Annotated in this window: 19 protein-coding genes; 9 read left to right on the forward strand and 10 right to left on the reverse strand. The window is 59.5% G+C overall.

Translation table 11 applies throughout. From position 1 onward, the window contains the following. Positions 1–10 precede the first annotated feature (10 nt). Positions 11–1,309: a mechanosensitive ion channel family protein gene (locus HYE77_RS02440; protein WP_087694815.1), complete on the reverse strand. Its 1,299-nt coding sequence runs from the start codon at positions 1,307–1,309 to the stop codon at positions 11–13. 193 nt (positions 1,310–1,502) lie between these two features. Between HYE77_RS02440 and HYE77_RS02445 the strand changes: the two genes are divergently transcribed. Next, positions 1,503–2,849, forward strand: a complete 1,347-nt coding sequence (locus HYE77_RS02445; protein WP_063034035.1) for a DEAD/DEAH box helicase — start codon at positions 1,503–1,505, stop codon at positions 2,847–2,849. Positions 2,850–2,895: 46 nt separating this feature from the next. On the opposite strand, the gene HYE77_RS02450 is transcribed toward HYE77_RS02445, so the two are convergent. Next, positions 2,896–3,171: a hypothetical protein gene (locus HYE77_RS02450; protein ID WP_102368338.1), complete on the reverse strand. Its 276-nt coding sequence runs from the start codon at positions 3,169–3,171 to the stop codon at positions 2,896–2,898. Positions 3,172–3,325: 154 nt separating this feature from the next. On the opposite strand from HYE77_RS02450, the gene HYE77_RS02455 reads away from it, so the two are divergent. Then, positions 3,326–3,715, forward strand: a complete 390-nt coding sequence (locus tag HYE77_RS02455) for a hypothetical protein (protein WP_003210719.1) — start codon at positions 3,326–3,328, stop codon at positions 3,713–3,715. A 3-nt stretch (positions 3,716–3,718) separates the two neighbouring features. Here the strand turns inward: HYE77_RS02455 and HYE77_RS02460 are convergent, their stop codons facing one another. From HYE77_RS02460 to HYE77_RS02470, 3 genes are all read right to left on the reverse strand, one after another. After that, a complete protein-coding gene (locus HYE77_RS02460) occupies positions 3,719–4,585 on the reverse strand; it encodes a DUF6279 family lipoprotein (RefSeq protein ID WP_003210720.1) in 867 nt (288 codons plus the stop codon). A 66-nt stretch (positions 4,586–4,651) separates the two neighbouring features. Then, the gene (locus HYE77_RS02465) at positions 4,652–5,377 is read right to left on the reverse strand and encodes a TorF family putative porin (protein ID WP_003210721.1); all 726 of its coding nucleotides are present in this window, start codon (positions 5,375–5,377) and stop codon (positions 4,652–4,654) included. A gap of 208 nt (positions 5,378–5,585) precedes the next feature. Continuing rightward, positions 5,586–5,765, reverse strand: coding sequence for a hypothetical protein (locus tag HYE77_RS02470; protein ID WP_003210722.1), 180 nt, complete (start codon positions 5,763–5,765; stop codon positions 5,586–5,588). Positions 5,766–6,088: 323 nt separating this feature from the next. Between HYE77_RS02470 and HYE77_RS02475 the strand changes: the two genes are divergently transcribed. The 3 genes from HYE77_RS02475 to HYE77_RS02485 all read left to right on the forward strand — a co-directional run bounded on the left by HYE77_RS02475 (position 6,089) and on the right by HYE77_RS02485 (position 9,040). Beyond that, positions 6,089–6,925 carry a S1 RNA-binding domain-containing protein gene (locus tag HYE77_RS02475; RefSeq protein ID WP_076014775.1) on the forward strand — a complete coding sequence of 279 codons (837 nt, stop codon included), beginning with the start codon at positions 6,089–6,091 and terminating at the stop codon, positions 6,923–6,925. Positions 6,926–6,978: 53 nt separating this feature from the next. Next, positions 6,979–7,386, forward strand: coding sequence for a DUF2177 family protein (locus tag HYE77_RS02480; RefSeq protein ID WP_008438163.1), 408 nt, complete (start codon positions 6,979–6,981; stop codon positions 7,384–7,386). A gap of 211 nt (positions 7,387–7,597) precedes the next feature. Beyond that, a complete protein-coding gene (locus HYE77_RS02485) occupies positions 7,598–9,040 on the forward strand; it encodes an NCS1 family nucleobase:cation symporter-1 (protein ID WP_087694816.1) in 1,443 nt (480 codons plus the stop codon). On the opposite strand, the gene HYE77_RS02490 is transcribed toward HYE77_RS02485, so the two are convergent. Beyond that, positions 8,952–10,160 carry an MFS transporter gene (locus HYE77_RS02490; protein ID WP_177068362.1) on the reverse strand — a complete coding sequence of 403 codons (1,209 nt, stop codon included), beginning with the start codon at positions 10,158–10,160 and terminating at the stop codon, positions 8,952–8,954. The genes HYE77_RS02485 and HYE77_RS02490 overlap by 89 nt on opposite strands. A gap of 104 nt (positions 10,161–10,264) precedes the next feature. Here HYE77_RS02490 and HYE77_RS02495 point away from each other — a divergent pair, with 104 nt between their 5' ends. The 3 genes from HYE77_RS02495 (at position 10,265) to HYE77_RS02500 (ending at position 13,959) form a co-directional block, all read left to right on the forward strand. Beyond that, entirely contained in the window at positions 10,265–11,158 is an 894-nt protein-coding gene (locus tag HYE77_RS02495; RefSeq protein ID WP_003210727.1) for a LysR family transcriptional regulator, read from the forward strand. Between the two features lie 137 nt (positions 11,159–11,295). Then, the gene (locus tag HYE77_RS32515; protein ID WP_003210728.1) at positions 11,296–11,418 is read left to right on the forward strand and encodes a PA1414 family protein; all 123 of its coding nucleotides are present in this window, start codon (positions 11,296–11,298) and stop codon (positions 11,416–11,418) included. Between the two features lie 441 nt (positions 11,419–11,859). Next, on the forward strand, positions 11,860–13,959 hold the full coding sequence (locus HYE77_RS02500) for an FAD-dependent oxidoreductase (protein WP_177068363.1): 2,100 nt from the start codon (positions 11,860–11,862) through the stop codon (positions 13,957–13,959). Positions 13,960–14,019: 60 nt separating this feature from the next. On the opposite strand, the gene HYE77_RS02505 is transcribed toward HYE77_RS02500, so the two are convergent. The 4 genes from HYE77_RS02505 to speB form a co-directional block, all read right to left on the reverse strand. Next, a complete protein-coding gene (locus HYE77_RS02505; protein ID WP_003210730.1) occupies positions 14,020–15,402 on the reverse strand; it encodes a sodium:solute symporter in 1,383 nt (460 codons plus the stop codon). A 111-nt stretch (positions 15,403–15,513) separates the two neighbouring features. Next, positions 15,514–17,019: a cytosine permease gene (locus tag HYE77_RS02510; RefSeq protein WP_177028531.1), complete on the reverse strand. Its 1,506-nt coding sequence runs from the start codon at positions 17,017–17,019 to the stop codon at positions 15,514–15,516. A 21-nt stretch (positions 17,020–17,040) separates the two neighbouring features. Then, positions 17,041–17,466, reverse strand: a complete 426-nt coding sequence (locus tag HYE77_RS02515) for a nuclear transport factor 2 family protein (RefSeq protein WP_003210732.1) — start codon at positions 17,464–17,466, stop codon at positions 17,041–17,043. After that, positions 17,466–18,416 (reverse strand): agmatinase, encoded by a 951-nt coding sequence (gene speB / locus HYE77_RS02520; protein WP_003210733.1) that lies wholly within the window; start codon positions 18,414–18,416, stop codon positions 17,466–17,468. Before speB ends, HYE77_RS02515 begins: the two co-directional genes overlap by 1 nt. A gap of 244 nt (positions 18,417–18,660) precedes the next feature. On the opposite strand from speB, the gene HYE77_RS02525 reads away from it, so the two are divergent. Further along, on the forward strand, positions 18,661–19,554 hold the full coding sequence (locus tag HYE77_RS02525; RefSeq protein WP_003210734.1) for a LysR family transcriptional regulator: 894 nt from the start codon (positions 18,661–18,663) through the stop codon (positions 19,552–19,554). The last annotated feature ends 2 nt before the right edge of the window (positions 19,555–19,556 follow it).

Genomic DNA, 19,556 nt, shown 5'->3' on the forward strand with positions numbered 1-19,556 from the left:
TTTTTTGTTGTTACATCACTGCCTTTTCCGCCGGGGGCAGGTGACTGGCCCCCAGCACCGCCGGCAACATCCCCGCCCGCAAGTCACCGCCGCTCGGCTGCTGGTACAGGCTCAAACCAAATTCCGGCAGCACCGCCAGCAGGTAGTCGAAGATATCGCCCTGGATCCGCTCGTAGTCGGCCCACGCGGTGGTGCGGGTGAAGCAGTAGATCTCCAGCGGAATGCCCTGGGCGGTGGTCTGCATCTGCCGCACCATGCAGGTCATGTTCGGCTGGATCTCCGGATGGCTTTTCAGATAGGCCAGGGCATACGCGCGGAAGGTGCCGATATTGGTCATGCGTCGGCGGTTGGCGGACATCGCCGCGACATTGCCCTGGGCTTCGTTCCAGGCCTTGAGCTCGGCCTTCTTGCGGCTCATGTAGTCGGTCAGCAGGTGTACCTGGGTGAGCTTCAGCTCTTCGTCGTCGCGGATGAAACGCACGCCGCTGGCGTCGATATACAGGCTGCGCTTGATCCGCCGGCCACCGGAGGCCTGCATGCCGCGCCAGTTCTTGAACGACTCGGACATCAGGCGCCAGGTGGGAATCGAGACGATGGTCTTGTCGAAGTTCTGCACTTTGACGGTGTGCAGGGTGATGTCCACCACGTCACCGTCCGCGCCGACCTGGGGCATTTCGATCCAGTCGCCGACCCGCAGCATGTCGTTGCTGGTCAGTTGCACACTGGCGACGAACGACAGCAGGGTGTCCTTGTAGACCAACAGAATCACCGCCGACATTGCACCCAGACCGGAAAGCAGCAGCAGTGGCGAGCGGTCGATCAACGTGGCGACGATGATGATTGCGCCAAACACGAACAGCACCATCTTCGCCAACTGCACATAGCCCTTGATCGAGCGGGTGCGGGCGTGTTCGGTGCGGGCATAGATGTCCAGCAGGGCGTTGAGCAGTGCACTGATCGCCAGCACCATGAACAGAATGGTGAACGCCAGGGCGACATTGCCGATGAACAGGGTGGCGGTCTTGCTCAGGTCCGGCACCAGGTACAGGCCGAACTGGATCACCAGCGACGGCGTCATCTGCGCCAGGCGGTGGAAGACTTTGTTGTGCCGCAGGTCATTGAGCCAGTGCAGCGCGGGTTGCCGGCCCAGCAGCTTGACGGCGTGCAGGATGAGGTAGCGGGCCACTCGTCCGAGCAGCAATGCCACTACCAGCAACACCACCAGCGCAAGGCTGGAATGCAGCAGCGGGTGTTCGTCGAGGGTGCCCCAAAGGTCTTTGACGTTGAGCCAGAGCTGTTTGATATCCATGGGTAAACGCGATTCTTCTGTAAGACGTGACGGGCCGATTAGAGCATTTAAGTACGTCAAAGTTGTGGTTGTGGACAAATCCCCTGACAAAAAAGCGCCTGATTAACCCAGTTCGCGTAAAGAAACTCGGCCTCGGCGCCCGAAACCGTTACCCTATGCAGCTGTTTTTTTGTATTTCTTCGAGGTAGCACCCGTGTTTTCCCAATTCGCCCTGCACGAACGCCTGCTCAAAGCCGTGGCCGAGCTTAAATTTGTCGAGCCAACGCCTGTGCAAGCAGCGGCCATCCCGCTCGCGCTCGAAGGGCGTGACCTGCGGGTGACGGCTCAAACCGGGAGTGGCAAGACTGCCGCTTTCGTCCTGCCGATCCTTAACCGTCTGATCGGCCCGGCGAAAGTCCGTGTCAGCATCAAGACCCTGATCCTGCTGCCGACCCGCGAACTGGCCCAGCAGACCTTGAAGGAAGTGGAGCGCTTCTCGCAGTTCACTTTCATCAAGTCCGGCCTGATCACCGGCGGCGAAGACTTCAAGGTCCAGGCCGCCATGCTGCGCAAGGTGCCGGACATCCTGATCGGCACCCCGGGCCGGATGATCGAACAACTGAACGCCGGCAACCTGGACCTCAAGGAAGTTGAAGTCCTGGTGCTCGACGAAGCCGACCGCATGCTCGACATGGGCTTTGCCGACGACGTGCAGCGCCTGGTGCAAGAGTGCGTCAACCGCCAGCAGACCATGCTGTTCTCGGCCACCACCGGTGGTTCGACCCTGCGCGACATGGTCGCCAAGGTCCTGAACAACCCTGAGCACCTGCAGGTCAACAACGTCAGCGACCTGAACTCGACCACCCGTCAGCAGATCATCACTGCTGACCACAACGTGCACAAAGAGCAGATCCTAAACTGGTTGCTGGCCAACGAGACCTATCAGAAGGCTATCGTGTTCACCAACACCCGGGCCATGGCCGACCGCATCTACGGTCGCCTGGTGGCTCAGGAGTACAAGGCGTTCGTCCTGCACGGTGAGAAAGACCAGAAGGACCGCAAGCTGGCCATCGACCGCCTCAAGCAAGGCGGCGTGAAGATCCTGGTCGCCACCGACGTTGCCGCCCGCGGCCTGGACGTGGATGGCCTGGACATGGTGATCAACTTTGATATGCCCCGCAGCGGCGACGAATACGTGCACCGTATCGGTCGTACCGGGCGTGCCGGCAACGATGGCCTGGCGATCTCGCTGATCTGCCATGGCGACTGGAACCTGATGTCGAGCATCGAGCGCTACTTGAAGCAGTCGTTCGAGCGCCGCACCATCAAGGAAGTCAAAGGCACCTACGGCGGGCCGAAGAAGGTCAAGGCATCGGGCAAGGCCGTTGGCGTGAAGAAGAAAAAGGTCGACGCCAAGGGCGACAAGAAGAAGGCCGGTGCCAAGTCGCCGACCAAGCGCAAGATTGCCAACCGTCCAAAGACCGACAACCTGTCGTTGGTCAGCAAGGACGGCATGGCGCCTCTGAAGCGCCGCAAGCCGGAAGCACCGGCTGCCGAGTAAGGCTTGAGCCATAAAAAAACCGGACAATGTCCGGTTTTTTTTCGCCTCAGTTTTTAGTTTTGTCGGTCGCCTCATTGAGTTCCGTGAGGCGCTGGTCGATCAGTTGGCACTTGTCGGGCAGGTCTGCGCTGGCGGTTTCCAGCTTCATGTTCTGCAGTTCTTCGTTGATCTCCTTGGCCTTCTCTGGATTCTGTTGGGTGAGCTCGGTCACCTTCTTGGCCAGTTGCTCACGTTTGGCGGTGGCTTCTTCCGGCGTGCAGGCCCAGGCGGGCAGGGCGGCAAGCAGCGTGGCGGCGACGGCCATATTCAGCAGGGTTTTCATGATTCGGACCTCCATGGCGGTGATGAACGGTTGAGGGCCGTGAGCACTGAAAAGTTCAGCGAAATCGCGTCCGTCCGCTAGGCTGAACGGACGACGGGTCCGGCATGTCACACCTTTGAAGGGCCTATTTCGTGTGCCTTCAGGAGGAATCAGGATGACGACTTACGATTGGGATTTGATCGAACGACTGCTGCATGAGGTACAGAACGGTGGCGCCAGCTTCGCCCCACGCAAATACGCCGAGGAAGAAGCGACTAAAAGGGCCGCCGCCGGAGAGCCCATCGGTAATCTCGATGAATTTAAAAAGCTCGCGGCGGATTACGAGGCGTTGTTGTTCAAGCACGGCTTTATTGAGTCGCGGTCAGAGGAAGAGTGCGGCAATGGTGAGAACTTCAAATTGACCCAGCGCGGCTCACAGTTGCTGAGCCTGATCGACAGCTGTATCCCCGGTGATAATCACCCGCGTCAGGTGCTGGACGAGCAGGCGGATGCTCTGGATCCGGCGACGTTTGATGAACTGGCTTCCAAACCACAGATTGCCTGATGACTATGGGGTGCCAGCCTTCAGGCATTTAAGGGCCTTGAAGTCGCTGCGCACCTTGTCGATCTTTTGTGTCAGCTTCTGGCGTTGTTGCACGGTGCTTTCCGCCATCAGGTCGACGATCAGGCTGCGGGCAGCGGCTTCGGTCTGGGCGTAGGCCTGGCGATATTCCGGCGTCCACAGGCTTTCGCGGTTCACCAGCAGTTGCTCGATCTTCTGTGGGAAATCGCTGCTGTGGCGGTCTTTGACGGCTGCAATAAATAGTGTTTGCCAGTGGGCGCGGTTGCCAATCCATTGTTGGTTCTGCTCACCCAAGGCGATCGACCAGGCGGTGACGCGATTCTGCTGGCTGGCACTTAACGGCCCGAGCCACGCATCGAGGCGCTTGTTCATGCGCTCGGCGCGTTCCTTGATCTGCTGCTCGAGGGGCGGTTTCAGGTATTCGTCCTGACGCTTGCGCAGGTCCTTGGCGAACGCTTGCTCCATATCCTGTACTTGCTGGTCGTCCAGCCCCTGCAGTAGCTCGACGGCGGACGGCGTGATCGCACGGGCGCTCTCGGCAATGGCTTGTTTGGCTTCGGCGGTACGGGTTTGCAGGGCGGCGTCAGTCACCTGGTTGGTGTCGACCATCTGTTGCAGGCGATCGAGCCAGTCCAGGTAGCCCGGCAATTGTGTGGTGCAATGCCAGGCCAGGTGTTCCTTGAGTGTGTCGTTGAACCAGCTCTTCTGCCCGGCGTTCATTTCCAGGTAGTCGCTGAGGGTCCAGGGGATGATCACATCCAGATTGCGATAGGCCAGGCCCACCCGATTGCAGCCGGCAAGCACCAGGCTGAGGGTCAGCAACATCACCAGAAATTTTAACCGACGCAGCATGAGCGAGTCCTTGCGCAGACGAGAGTATTGCATCTGAACCCGTCAGGGCAGCGACAGTTCAGCCCATCAATAAAACGCCCGCTCGGCCTTCAGGGTCAACAGCCCGTCGCATTGCGAGTTGTGTCCGGAGTAGGCCGAGCAATCGCCGCCGCTGAGGCTGGAGTCGCTGTAGATCAGGTTCAGGTCGACGCCCATCCATGGCCTGGAAAATTGTACCGACCAGTCGCTGAAGCTGCGGATCGAGCTGCCATCGGCCACCGAGACCGGGGTGCCGAGCTGGTGGGTGGTGTATTTCATGCTGACGCCGATGCCGAACGGCTTGGTGCCGCCGAGGTCGGCGAACAGGGTGCTGTCCTGCCGGTCCGGGTCGTTGCTGAAGGAGGCGCCAAAGCGATTGCCCAGCAAGGTCAGGCCGCCGTAGAACTCCTGGCTGTCGAGGGGGCTCAGCTTGGGATAGCTGTAGTGAATCATCCCCAGTTCATAACCCAGGGTCTGGTCGAAGGGGCGTTTGAAACCCAGGTAGGAGTCGACTTCCAGGTTGCTGGTAGGGGAAATGCCCATGCTCGGTGAGAATTGGCCGAGGTACAGGCCGCTGCCGTGGCTCAGGTCCAGGCCGCCATGGAACGAGTCGCTCCCGGGTGCCGTGGGCTTTACCAGGCCTTGAGCCATGCTTCGGCTGGGTGTCGTGCCCAATTTCAGGTCGAAATCACCCAATTCACGCTGGAAAACCTGCGCTTCGGCGAGGGGGCTGGCCAACAGGGCACCGGCCAGGAATATGCAGGATTTGAGCATGCTTCACTCCATGAAAAGCGAGGAGCAGTAACGGGAAATATCAGGCAAATGCCCGATCTAGACGTGTGCAAGCATACCGGCGATGGTTCGCAGATGAGGCCCGTTCGTCGATTGGCGTAATAAAGGGGTGTATCAGGGGGTAGTGCGGGCTCTAGTCCTAGCGCCTTGAAAGGCAAAGCGCATAGGGACCAGGTGTAATGCGCGAGTCTTACTTTTTACCCAGGGTGATCTGCTTGGACGGGCCGAAAGTCTGGCCGCTTACGCCTTTGGCAATCTGCTGGATTTCGCCGCCCTGCTTGAGGAATGCAGCAATTTGGCTGTTGATCGATTCGCTGGTTTCAACGGCGGGAGCTGGCTTTGCTTTGCTGTTGGATGCTTTTACGCGCATGGCGGCCACTAACCTGTAGAAAATTAACTTGGCCATGCATCGTACATGAAATGCTTGACAATTGCTTGGCAAATATCCCCCTGAAATATACGCAGGGTTTATGAATCGCCTGGATTATTAAGTGAAATACTCACCTAACTTGCTGTTTTAACTCGAATCCCTCGAGGAAATCCGGCCGTGGGTACTGGCCGGATTCAGCCCGATGACCTGACGAGCGGGGCGCTTCTCGGCAAACCCATGATTTTTCAGGCCTGTACGCCGGTACGCGGGACCGCCGTCGTCAACTCGGGTAGAATGCCGCCCACGCAATGAGGGTATTTGAGATGGCTTTAGTCGGGCGCTACAACAGCTTGCAAGTGGTTAAACACACTAACTTTGGTTTGTACCTGGATGGTGATCAAGAGGGCGAAATCCTCTTGCCCAACCGATATATCCCCAAAGATATTCCCAGTGAAGATGAAGACTGGCTCAACGTTTTCATTTATCTGGACAGCGATGACAAACTTATCGCGACCACCGAAAAACCAAAAGTACAGGTGGGTGAATTTGCCAGTCTGAAAGTGGTTGAAGTCAACAGTATCGGTGTATTCCTCGATTGGGGCCTGCCCAAGGATCTGCTGCTGCCTTACTCCGAAGAAAAGCGCCAGCTGACCGCCGGTGAGTATTGCGTGGTACACGTCTACCTCGACAAACACACCAAGCGCATCACCGCCACCGCACGCCTTGACCGCTACCTGGACAAGACCCCGGCCACCTACAAGGTCGGCCAGGAAGTTGACTTGCTGGTGGCCGAAGCCACCGACATGGGCTTCAAGGCCATTATCAACAACAAGCACTGGGGCCTGATCCACAAGAACGAAGTGTTCAAGTTCCTGCGCCCGGGCAAGGAAGAGAAAGGCTTCATCAAGGAAATCCGCGCCGACGGCAATATCAGCCTGAGCCTGCAGCCTGTGGGTGAAGAAGCGGCCTCCAGCCTGAACTCGAAGATCCTCGCCAAGTTGCGCGACAACAACGGCACCTTGCCGGTCAGCGATAAAAGCGACCCTGCACTGATCAGCAGTTTGTTCGGTGTCAGCAAAGGCAACTTCAAGAAGGCCATCGGCGCCCTCTACAAGCAGGGTCACATCGTGATCCACGCGGATCGCATTGAACTAAGCTGATCGCGGTTTGCTCTTCTGTAGGAGCACGCTTGCTCCTGCAGAAGGCCGCCTCAATGTCCAGAAAAACGCTTTTCGCCTACCTCGGTACGTTGCTTGCCTTTCTGATGCTTGATGGCCTGTGGCTCGGTGTCCTCATGGGCCCGACCTACAAAGCGCTGCTCGGCCCGTTGATGCTTGATCAGCCGCGCCTGTTCCCAGCCGTGGCGTTCTATCTCCTCTATGTATTCGGTTGTGTGGTGCTTGTCGTCCTGCCTGCGTTGGCGAGCGGCGGCTGGCAGCGTGCCGCGCGGCTTGGTGCACTCCTGGGATTGGTAGCCTACGGCACCTATGACCTGAGCAATTGGGCAACCCTGCAGGGCTGGTCGGCCGGTTTGGCCTTCATGGACATCGCCTGGGGCACCTTCCTGACTGCCGTTTGCTGCACCGTGGGCTATCAATGTGCGCGCAGGGTGCACAATTGATTGTGTACAGGATTGCCCTGCACCATCCCTGAGCGAATCACCACCGTTCAATCGTCTCTACGCCTCCTGAAGAGCCAAGCTCCACGGGGGATTGTGCCGAGTTTTATTGCATTGGCACGCATTCTGCTCAACAACTCGTATACAAACCATGCCGCCTCCCGTACGCACTCCCGTCGCGGGTGGCAGGCCGGTATTTATGAGGAGCCCTGCGATGACCGAACAATTGCCAAAAGGCTACAGCCCGCGCCTGTACAACCAGGACCTGGGACCGCTGCCGCAAAAATGGAACTGGTACAACATCTTCGCCTTCTGGATGAGCGACGTGCACAGCGTCGGCGGCTACGTATTCGCCGCCAGCCTGTTCGCCCTGGGGCTGGCCAGTTGGCAGGTATTGATCGCCTTGCTCGCCGGGATTTGTATTGTGCAATTGATCGCCAACCTGGTGGCCAAGCCGAGCCAGCAGGCGGCAGTGCCGTACCCGGTAATCTGCCGGTTGGCCTTTGGGGTATTCGGGGCGAATATCCCGGCGGTGATTCGTGGGTTGATCGCAGTGGCCTGGTACGGGATCCAGACATACCTGGCGTCCAGTGCATTGATCATCGTGGTGCTGCGCTTTTTCCCACAGATGGCGGTATACGCAGAGCCGCACTTTGCCGGCCTGTCGTACCTGGGCTGGTTCGGTTTCCTCAGCCTGTGGACGCTCCAGGCGCTGGTGTTCTGGGCGGGCATGGAGTCCATCCGTCGTTTCATCGACTGGGCGGGGCCTGTGGTCTATGCGGTGATGTTTGCCCTGGCAGGCTGGATCGTCTGGAAGGCTGGCTGGGCCAATATCAGCTTCACCCTGGCGGAAAAATCCCTCTCAGGCTGGCAGGCGTTTGGCCAAATCATCGTGGCAACCGCGTTGGTGGTGTCGTACTTTTCCGGGCCGACCTTGAACTTCGGTGATTTCAGCCGCTACTGCCGCACGATGAAAGACGTGCGTCGCGGAAATTTCTGGGGCTTGCCGGTAAATTTCCTGGCGTTCTCCCTGGTCACCGTGGTGATCGTCTCGGGCACCTTGCCGGTGTTCGGCGAAATGCTCCACGACCCGATTGCCACCGTTTCGCGCATCGACAATGACATGGCTGTGTTGCTGGGGGCGTTCGCCTTTGTCACTGCGACTATCGGCATCAACATTGTCGCCAACTTCGTCTCGCCGGCCTTTGACTTCGCCAACGTGGCACCGAGCAAAATCAGCTGGCGTGCCGGTGGAATGATTGCGGCGGTGGCCTCGATCTTCATCACCCCATGGAACCTGTTCAACAACCCGCTGATGATCCACTACACCCTCGATATCCTCGCCGCGTTTATCGGGCCGTTGTTCGGGATTCTGCTGGTGGATTTCTACCTGATCAAAAAACAGAAGATCGACGTGGATGCGCTGTTCGATGACAGCCCGAGCGGGCGCTACTACTTTGACGGCGGCGTGAACTGGACGGCGGTCAAGGCGCTGGTGCCCGCGACGCTGGTGGGCGTCGCGATTACCTTCACCCCGGTGCTGCAGGGCATGGCCAATTTCGCCTGGTTTACCGGCTGCTTCCTGGGTGGGCTGTTTTTCCTGGTGTTGGCGCGGCGTGAACAGGTTCGCGCGCCTGTGTCGATGGTTGCCGGCTGACCAGCACCGATCCGGCCACCAACAAACCGGCGCCTGCTACCACCAGCGCCGGTTGCAGGCCACCGCTGAGGTGGCTGCTCACCGACGCCAGCAACGGACCGCTCAATTGGCCGATCGCAAAGCTGGCGGTCAGCAACCCGGTGCTGCGCTGGTAGCCGTGGGGGGCGACCTCACGCAAGCGCGCCATCACCAGTTGCATGCACGCCAGGAATGGCCCACCGCACAGCAATACCCCCAGCGCCAGCCCCCAACCGTTGCCCAGCAGGCAGGCAAACACGCCGACCGCTTGCAGCCAAAGGGTTGTCATCAGCCAGCGACGGGTGGTGTCCGGGTCCTTGCGGCGCAAACTTGCCGCCACCACGCCAATCGCGGCAGCCAGGCCAAAGCAGGGCCAGAACAGGTCTGCTTGCCATGCGCCCTTGAATTGCGCGCTGGCCATCTGTGACAGGAATGTCGCCGGGATGATGTAGCCAAGGCCATACAACACGTAGATCCAGCACAGGTGTGTGATGCTGCCGTTGCTGGCCACGTCGGTGTGGCTGGCAACGGGCGAGTCGGCAGCGGAAGGCTTGGGCAGGAACGGCAGGATTGCCAGCAGCATGACCAGGGCGACTACCCCATACACCAGCCACAAGGTTGCAGAGTCTTGCCCCAACAGGTTGGAGCCCAGCGCCAGCAACCCGGTCAACAGAATTCCCAGCCCCGGCCCGGCAAATACCAGCGCACCCAGGCGTGGGCGTCCGGCCGCAATGGCCAGCGGCTGGCTCAGGCTGGTAATCATCACCAGCGCCCAGGCACTGGCTACACCGGTGCCAAAGCGCAACAACAGATGCGGCCAGAACCCGTGGGCCCAGTACGACGCCAGGGTCAGCAGCACACACAGCCACAGCCCGCCGTACAAACGCCCGCGTACATGGTGATGGCTGCGGGCAAAGATCGAATCCACCGCACCGACGAAATAACCCAGGTAGTTGGCCGCCGCAATCAGGCCGGCGCCGGTCAGGTCGATCTGCCCTTCACTGAGCAAATGCGGCATTTGCGGGGTGAGCGCGAATCGACCTATGCCCATGGCCATCATCAGGGCGATAAAGCTGGCGAGTAAGCGGATCAGCGGTGACATGGTGGTTTTTCCTGGGAGCAGCGAGTGACCATCAGGCTAAAGCGGATTGACTTTCTTTAAAAATGAATAATAGTGAGTAACTTGTTCAGTTTTGGAGAATGGTGATGGAGTTCAGTCAATTGCGGATTTTCCAGGCCGTGGCCGAGGAAGGCTCCATCACCCGTGCCGCTGAGCGCTTGCACCGGGTGCCGTCCAACCTGTCGACCCGGCTTAAACAGATGGAAGAACAACTGGGCGTCGAACTGTTCGTGCGCGAGCGCCAGCGCTTGCAGCTTTCTCCTGCAGGCAAAGTGCTGCTGGACTACAGTGCGCGCCTGCTGGCCCTGCATGACGAAGCCCATGGCGCGGTGCAAGGCGGGCAACCGGCTGGAGACTTTGTGCTCGGCAGCATGTACAGCACGGCGGCGATTCATTTGCCCAAGCTGCTGGCGCGTTACCACAAGGCGTATCCGATGGTGAACCTGCAGGTGCAGTCAGCTCCCAGCGGTGAACTGCTGGAAGGCTTGATCACCGGGCGCCTGGACGCCGCATTGGTGGATGGGCCGTTGACCCTGGCCACCCTCGACGGCGTGCCGCTGTGCGAAGAGCGCCTGCTGCTGATCTGCGAGGCGGATCATCCGCCGGTGCGTGGGCCGCAGGATGTTGCCGGCCGTTCGGTGTTCACTTTCCGACGCAGTTGTTCTTATCGGGCGCGCCTGGAAGCCTGGTTTTCCCACGATCGCGTGGCCATGGGCCGGGCCATCGAGATCGAGTCCTACCAGGGCATGCTGGCCTGTGTAATCGCCGGTTCCGGCGTGGCGTTGATGTCGGAATCGATGCTCGACAGCCTGCCGGGCAAGGACAGCGTGTCCATTCATCCGCTGGCCGAGCCTTTTGCCAGCGCCACCACCTGGTTGATGTGGCGCAAGGGCATGCTCGGCGCTAACCTCAACGCGTGGATTGACCTGCAGCAGGAGGGCAAGGTGCTACCGGAAACCGAAACCCGAGCGATTGCTTGAACGATCCGTCAGGATTTTGATCAATTCAGTAATAGTTCGTTGTGGTTTCGTTCAAGCAATACGTAAGACTTAAGACTACTATCTGTAGGAAGCGGCCACAGAATTCCAGCCGCTCGGCATTACCCCAAGGGGGCACCATGAAAGAGAAACTGCAAAACTGGCTGCACGACCTCGGCGTCGCACTCGGCTTGATCGAGCCACCGCTGCAACCGGTGCCAATCCGCACCGATGACGAGCAGCGTCGCCCGCGTCGCAGGTAAGTCCTGGAAAGCGCTCAAGCATGTTTGTTTGGGCGCGGCCAGGTGGTTTGCCTATGTATTGGAGTCATGATTGATCATGACCCGTTGCTGTGTACTTCAATTCTTCGTCTGGCTTTGGCCGGACGTTTTCATTTCCGGGGTTTGGTGGTTTTCTCAAGACACCTGCTTTCGGAATAATCCTTCAAATATTTAATTTAACAATGCCACGGTCATACCGATTGGTAGTCCGGACGTGTGCGCGTCAGTCGAGTTTTGCCATTAAGTATCGGAATTGGACTACCTGTTTGTCAGAGTCGACGGGCTTATTTGATTAATAGGATAGGCGTAGGTTGAGTTTCATCACGAAAAGATTTGTAGCGTTTGCAGTTCTTGCAAGCCCCCAACTTCATTGAGTTGCGCTCTCCGGAGTAGGAGCCAGTCAGAACTGTTGGAGACAAAACCATGATGTTCTCTTCCGTTCCGCCAGTCGCCGCGTCACTTATTGCCACCACCGAAAACATCTTGCATATCGCCCCTGCATCGCGTGGCTGGAAAGCTGATGCACCCGGCAACGTGGTGTTTTTCCCGCCGACGTTAACCAAGCAGGCTCTGCTTATACAGATTGCACTGCTGCGCCCATCAACGCTCGTTGTCGCAGACCAGGTTATTGATGCCGACGTCATCAACCAATGGCGTATATCCCACCCATTTGGCGAACTCTATTTGGTCCGCAGAGGTACAAGTCTGGATAAGATCCGATTGGATCTGTGCGAGCGCAACAATGTTCGAGTGATTAACACGCCAGGGGTCAATGCGCCGCATGTTGCTGCCTATATTGCGCACTGGCTGACGCTGGCCGATGGCTCCTTGCCCCATGACATCTGTGTACTGGGATACGGCAATGTAGGGAAAGAGCTTGTTAAGTTGTTGCTTGCTCGAGATCCGGATGTTCGGATTAAGGTGTTGGATCGACGCGATCGAGTGTCGGACAGTTTCGGGAAAGCCTCTTCCGATTGTAGGGTTTCATTGGTTGACGACTGGCTTGAGGCGCTCGAGGGGGCCAATGCAGTCGCCCTATGCTTATCCCTGAATGATGAATCCATTTATCGCATTGATCGGACCCTCATTCAGTGCCTGCACAGAAAGGCTCGCCTTGTCTGTGTCGCCAAGCCGGATGTCTTTAGCGACGATGCGTTGCAGACCCTGGCAGTCTCCGAAGATATCCAGCTCATATTGGACTACGGCCCCAGGACACTGGATGCGTTTCGGGTGCGCACACAAGCGCTCGGCTGCAGTGTCTCCACGTGGTACAAGCCGGCGACGCTGACCACACAGGCGGCCACCACCGAAGCCTGCCATTGCGACCTCGACTATGCGGTCTCGGTGCAACTGAGCTTGATGGCCTTGCGCGGCCTTGTCCGGCGCAAACTCGCACACTCATTGGCGATCCCCTCTCGGCAAGCCGATGCCGGTGCGCCGCGTGTGTCGATCATCGGCAGAGGTATCAACGGGCTGCTCCAAGCCGTGATGTTCCGCCTGGCAAATTATCAGGTCACGGTTTATGGAGGAAATCAGCAGCGCGATGGTGCCAGTCACAAGCAGGTGAACATGCGTCATCTGTCGGCAACGGAGACGACTGCAAAACCGCTGCCTAACGATTACCTGACTCCCGCAAATCAGTACCTGGCCATTGAGTGCAATCGCGCAGGCATCGAGCTGTTTGAAAAATTCCTGGCCGACAACCCATCGCTGGCACGATTTGCACGATCGCGAATTGTACGAGCCTATGTGGACGACTCCAGTGGCACGGAGGCCGCGATCCGCGAGCAACGGGATATTGAAAACAGGCCTTGGCCGAGTGGCAAGCCGGGGCGAGAGCTTGCAGAGATCAGTCAGCTGCAATTTCAGGCAATGTATGGAGTTCCCGAGGTCGGGCGGGCGATTGAGGTGTCGGGCTACGATCTGGAATTTATCCATTTAATGGATGAGATGGTGACGCTTTTGCAGCGCTCAGGGGTTGAGTTCCTGCCACGGCACCTGAGTCCGGTCCAAATTGCCGATCTGAGTAGAGAGCACTTTGTCGTCACGGCCATGGGGGTGGACGAGCCAGAGGTCATCCCGATCATTGGCTGGTTTTTCAAGCTGCGCGCCGTTGATGATGAAGGTGTCGACATGCGCGGACTCAAGCTGCAGTACGACCGGCCAATCGGCGTCATGAATTGCCGCCTGGACGGGAACTGCATCCTTGTCTCCGCCGGGCAGGTGCCGCCCGATTCGACGCCGCAGTACAAGGAACAGATACGGGCGGCGTGCCTGGCTGCCGTTTCTCGACACTTTCCAAAGTCCTGCAGCCGCGCAATCGAACGTGGCGACTTGCAACAAATCGAATGTGCCAGGCCCGGCACCGCAGATGGACTTTCAATCGTGCATTGGTCCGCCTACAACCGCATTGTCGCGGGGGCAACTTATGCCGGGGGCACCACGCAGGGATTGGTATGGGCGTCTTTGGTCCAGGAAGTCATCCAGGCCAGAGCGCCGGCGGTTTCGGCAATGTGGGAATAAAAAAACGGGTGCGACATCCGACGTCGCACCCGCTGAAGAAAGCTTCTTTCAACTGTTTTTTCAGATCGCCCGAGCCGCAACAGCCTCCGGACGACGGGACAGCAAGCTCACCAGCACAAAACTCACCAGGCCCACACCCAGGCTGTAGTAGATCGGCGTATTGGCGTCCAAACCATCCTTGATCATGAACACCAGCGCGGTCACAAAACCCAGGGTCATGGAGGTGATCGCCCCGGAAGTTGTCGCACGCTTCCAGAAAATCGCCCCGATCAGCGGGATCAACATGCCGCCCACCAACAGGTTGTATGCCAGGGTCAGTGCGCTGATCACATCACTCACCACCAGCGCGATACCCAACACAGCGATACCGGTCAGCAAGGTAAACAGACGGTTGATCTTCAAGCTTGACTGCTTGCCACCACGCAGGCGCGGCAGCAGGTCTTCGGTCAATACGGTGGAAGCGGCGAGCAAGCCGGCGCTGGCGGTGGACATCATCGCGGCCAGTGCAGCGGCGATCACCAGGCCGCGGATACCGTCGGGCAGCGAGACTTTGACGATGGCGGCGAACGCATTGTTGACGTTGTCCAGGTCCGGGATCAGTACGTGGGCGGCCATGCCGATCAGCGCACAGGCCAGGCCGTAGAGGATGCAGTAGAAACCGGCGAAGGTGCCTGCGTACTGGGCGACCTTTTCGTCACGGGCGGTGAACACCCGTTGCCAGATGTCCTGGCCGATCAGGATGCCGAAGAAGTAGATCATGAAGTAGGTGATGATGGTGTCCCAGCCGATTTCAGTGAAGCTGAAATTCGACGCGGGCAGCTTGGCCACCAATTCATCCCAACCGCCGACGCGGTACAGACAGATTGGCAGCAGGATAAACATCAGGCCGACCGTCTTGATCACGAACTGCACGATGTCGGTCAGGGTCAGCGACCACATGCCGCCAATGGTCGAGTACACCACCACCACGCCACCGCCTACCAATACCGACATCCAGAACGGCAGGTCGAACAACACTTGCAGCACGGTGCCGATGGCCAGGATCGAGGTCACGCCGATCATCAGCGCGTAGGCCAGCATGATCACCGCACTGGCCTGGCGGGCCATGGGGTTGTAGCGTTTCTCCAGGACCTGGGTCACGGTGAAGATTTTCAGTTTCAGCAGCGGCTTGGCCAGGAACAGGTTCAGCGCAATGATCCCCGCGCCCAGCGCGGCGCACAGCCAGAAACCGGAAATACCATGTACATAGCCCAGGCGCACGGTGCCGACGGTGGACGCACCGCCCAGCACCGTAGCGGCCATGGTGCCCATGTACAGCGTCGGGCCGAGGTTGCGGCCGGCCACCAGGTAGTCTTCATGGGTCTTGGCGCGGCGCATGCCGTAGTAGCCGAGCACCAGCATGCCGGCGGCGTAGATGAGGACGACGAATAGATCTAAGGCCATGACGGCGAGTCTCCGATTATCTTTTTTATGTGGGGCTAAAGGGGGCTGTGTGGCGAGGGAGCTTGCTCCCGCTGGGCTGCGCGGCAGCCCCAATCCATTCCATGCAATTCATCAGGCGGCCTCGCGACTGCTGCGCAGTCGAACGGGAGCAGGCTCCCTCGCCACAGTCGGCCCGTAGACGGCAGCCGGTTCAGGGAACACGCGAAGCAGTGTCAGGTACACCAGCGAGGCCAGGCCCAGGGTCACCGGCAAGCTGATGTCGATGCCGTCGGCGAGGTTGCCCAGCGGCCCGACAAACTGCCCCGGCAGGTTGACGAAGCACAGGCCCACCAGCGCACTCGGGATCCAGGCCCCCAGGCCGCGCCAGTTCCAGCCATGGCTGAACCAGTAGCGCCCGCCGGTTTCGCCGCGAGTGAACACTTGCAGGTCATCCGGGCAGTAGTAACCCCGGCGCACGATCAGGCCGATGATCATCATCACCATCCACGGCGTGGTGCAGGTGATGATCAGCACGGCGAAGGTCGACACGCTCTGCACCAGGTTGGCGGCGAAACGTCCGATAAAGATGAAGGCAATCGACATCACCCCGATCAGCAGCGTCGCCTTGACCCGGGACAGCAGGCGCGGGAATACGCTGGACATGTCCAGGCCGGTGCCATACAGCGAGGTGGTGCCGGTGGACATGCCGCCGATCACCGCGATCAGGCACACCGGCAGGAAGAACCAGCTCGGTGCCACCGCCAGCAGGCCGCCGACATAGTTGTTGGCCGCGATGTAGTCCGGTGCCTTGACTGCCACGATGGTCGCGGTGGCCAAGCCGAACAGGAACGGGATCAGGGTGGCGATCTGCGCGAACACCACCGCCAGCATGATCCGCACCTTCGAGGTTTCCCGCGGGATGTAGCGCGACCAGTCACCGAGGAACGCGCCGAAGGAAATCGGGTTGCTCATGGCCACCAGTGCTGCACCGATAAACGCCGCCCAGAAGCCGGTCTGGCCGAGGGCAACGGTGCCGGCGAAGTGGCTGTCGAAGGCCGGCGCGAAGGCGAAGATCCCCAGCAGGAACAGCAGGCTCGCCGCCCACACTGCGATGCGGTTGACCCACAGCATGAAGCGAAAGCCGTAGATGCACACAGTCAGCACGAGAATGGCGAAGACGCCGTAGGCCAGGCCCAGGGTCAGGTCGGTTTCCGGCAAGCCCACCAGCCGTTTCGCACCGCCCACCAGTGCATCGCCTGAACTCCACACCGACAGTGAAAAGAACGCGATAGCGGTCAGCAGCGACAGGAACGAGCCGACAATCCGCCCGTGCACACCAAAATGCGCACCGGAAGACACGGCGTTGTTGGTGCCATTGATCGGACCGAACAGACCCATGGGGGCGAGGATCACCGCACCCACCAGCACGCCCAGCACAATCGCCCAGACGCCGGCCTGGAACGACAAGCCAAACAGCACCGGAAAGCTCCCCAGCACGGCGGTGGCGAAGGTGTTGGCACCGCCGAAAATCAGGCGAAACAAATCCTTCGGCCCGGCGGTACGTTCGTGGTCCGGGATCTGTTCGACGCCGTTGGTTTCTATGTTGCGAATACTGTTTTCGTTGTTTTTATTATTCATGATCTGCTCCGATCACATTGGCTAATGGGGCGGCAGCCCTTCCGGCATAGCGGACAAATGTTCGTGACAGGCCAGCCACAGGCCTTCTTTTTGTTGTGTGCGATCCCCTTGCCGCTTGAAGACAATGGTCTCGCGTTCCTGGCTAAAGAATTGCTCCCCGTTCATGCGCAGCTCGGTGGCCACGTCATGCACAAATACCGCGACGTCACCGTGCAGGCTGACGAAAGCGTTGCTTGAGGTGCAGGAAAGCACCTCAAATCCCTCGTCCCGGCGCCAGCTGTCCCACAACACCTGGTAGGCATCGCGACTCAGCAGCGGCTGGGGGAGGGTGTAGAACACGAAGCTGGCATCGGCACTGAACGCACCGAAGTAGGCGTCGCGATCATTGCGGGCGAAGGCCGACACCAGGTCGGCCGCGGCTTTTAATACCTCGGCCTGGGCGCTCATCAGCGGTGCGCCACGCCCGGCAATACGCAGAGCATTTCGTACAGCAGGTTGGCGCCCAGCAGCGAGGTGTTGCCGGTGGTGTCGTACGGCGGCGAAACTTCTACCAGGTCACAACCAATCAGATCCAGGCCTTGGCAGCCGCGGATGATTTCAATCGCCTGGATCGTGGTCAAGCCACCGATTTCCGGGGTGCCGGTGCCGGGCGCCCAGGCTGGGTCGATGCCGTCGATGTCGAAGCTCAGGTACACCGGGCCACCGCCGACTTTCTCGCGCACTTCAGCCATCAGGGGCGCCAGCGAGTGATGCCAGCATTCTTCGGCCTGGACCACACGGAAGCCCTGTTTGCGGCTCCAGTTGAAGTCTTCGGCGGTGTAGCCCTGGGCGCGCAGGCCGATTTGCACCACGCGGTCGCAATCCAGCAAGCCTTCTTCCACCGCGCGCCGGAAGGTGGTGCCGTGGGCGATTTTCTCGCCGAACATGTGGTCGTTGACGTCGGCGTGGGCATCGATGTGCACCAGCCCGACCTTGCCGTGTTTCTTGTGGATCGCCCGCAGGATCGGCAGGGTGATGGTGTGGTCACCGCCCAGGGTCATCGGGATCACGTTGTGTTCGAGGATCTCGTCGTAGGCTTCTTCGATGATGCGCACAGCGTCCAGCAAGTTGAAGGTGTTGATCGCCACGTCGCCGATGTCGGCAACCGACAGCGAGTCAAACGGCGCGGCGCCGGTGGCCATGTTGTAAGGGCGGATCATCACCGATTCGGCGCGAATTTCCCGCGGCCCGAAACGGGTGCCGGCACGCAGGGAGGTGCCGATGTCCAGGGGCACGCCGACGAAGGCGGCATCCAGGCCCTTGGCCGATTGCAGATGGGGAAGACGCATCATGGTGGCGATGCCGGCGAAGCGCGGCATTTCGTTGCCGCCCAGTGGTTGGTGGAAAATCTTGTCCACGGGATTGCCTCATCGTTTTGTTTATTAGAAGCCGATTCTGCGAAATGCATGGGAAGGGAAGAATCGGCAGGGGCAAATACTTAGTTCAGATTTTTCTAAACTAATGCCTGAGGTAAACTCGGTTCAAATGTGGGAGCGGGCTTGCTCGCGAATACGGTGTGTCAGTCACGGAGGGTTCGATTGATCCACCGCATTCGCGAGCAAGCCCGCTCCCACAGGTTTTATGTTTGCCTCTGGAGAGCCCATGGCCAACGCCTTGCCCGACCTGAAACTCCTGCGCATCTTCGTCAGCGTCGTGCGGCACCAGGGTTTCGCCAATGCCCAGCACGAACTCAACCTGTCGACCTCGGCCATCAGCACTTACATGAGCCAGCTGGAAGCCGCGTTGGGCCTGGTGCTGTGCCATCGCGGGCGGGGCGGGTTCAGCCTCACCAGCAAGGGCGAGTTGTTCCATCAGGAAACCCTGCGCCTGCTGGGCGAGCTGGAAGGCTTCGAGCAATACGCCGCCGCGCTCAAAGGCGAACTGCGCGGCACCCTGAAACTCGGCGTACTCGACTCCACCGTCAGCGACAAGGCCTTGCCGTTTGCCGAAGTGATCGGCGCCTACAGTCAGGAACACCCGGCGGTGCATTTGCACCTGTCGGTGATGAGTCCTTACGAGTTGCAACTCGGCGTCCAGGACAATCGCCTGGACCTGGCCATCGGTGCGTTTTCCAACCGGATGAGCGGGCTGATCTATATGCCGCTGTACCGCGAACAGCACTGGCTGTATTGCAGCACCCGTCACCCATTGTTCAACGAGCGGCGCATTCCCGAACAAGTCATCACCCAGCAACGCATGGTCGGTCGTGGTTACTGGAGCCAGGCCGAACTGGCGCGTCACGGCTTCAAGCACAGCGCCGCCACGGTGGAAAGTATGGAGGCGCAATTGATCCTGGTGCTGTCCGGCGCCTACATCGGCTACCTCCCGGAGCACTACGCCCAGGCCTGGGCCGACAAAGGGGATTTGCGGGTACTGCTGCCGGCGACCTTTGGTTACCAGGCGCCGTTCTCGATGATCATGCGCCGGGGCCGCAGCCGCGAACCCCTGATCCAGACCTTCCGCGATTTACTCAAAGCCCAGCTCAACCAGGCCTGAAA

The organism is Pseudomonas sp. IPO3774 (assembly GCF_013386835.1).
GTDB lineage: Bacteria > Pseudomonadota > Gammaproteobacteria > Pseudomonadales > Pseudomonadaceae > Aquipseudomonas.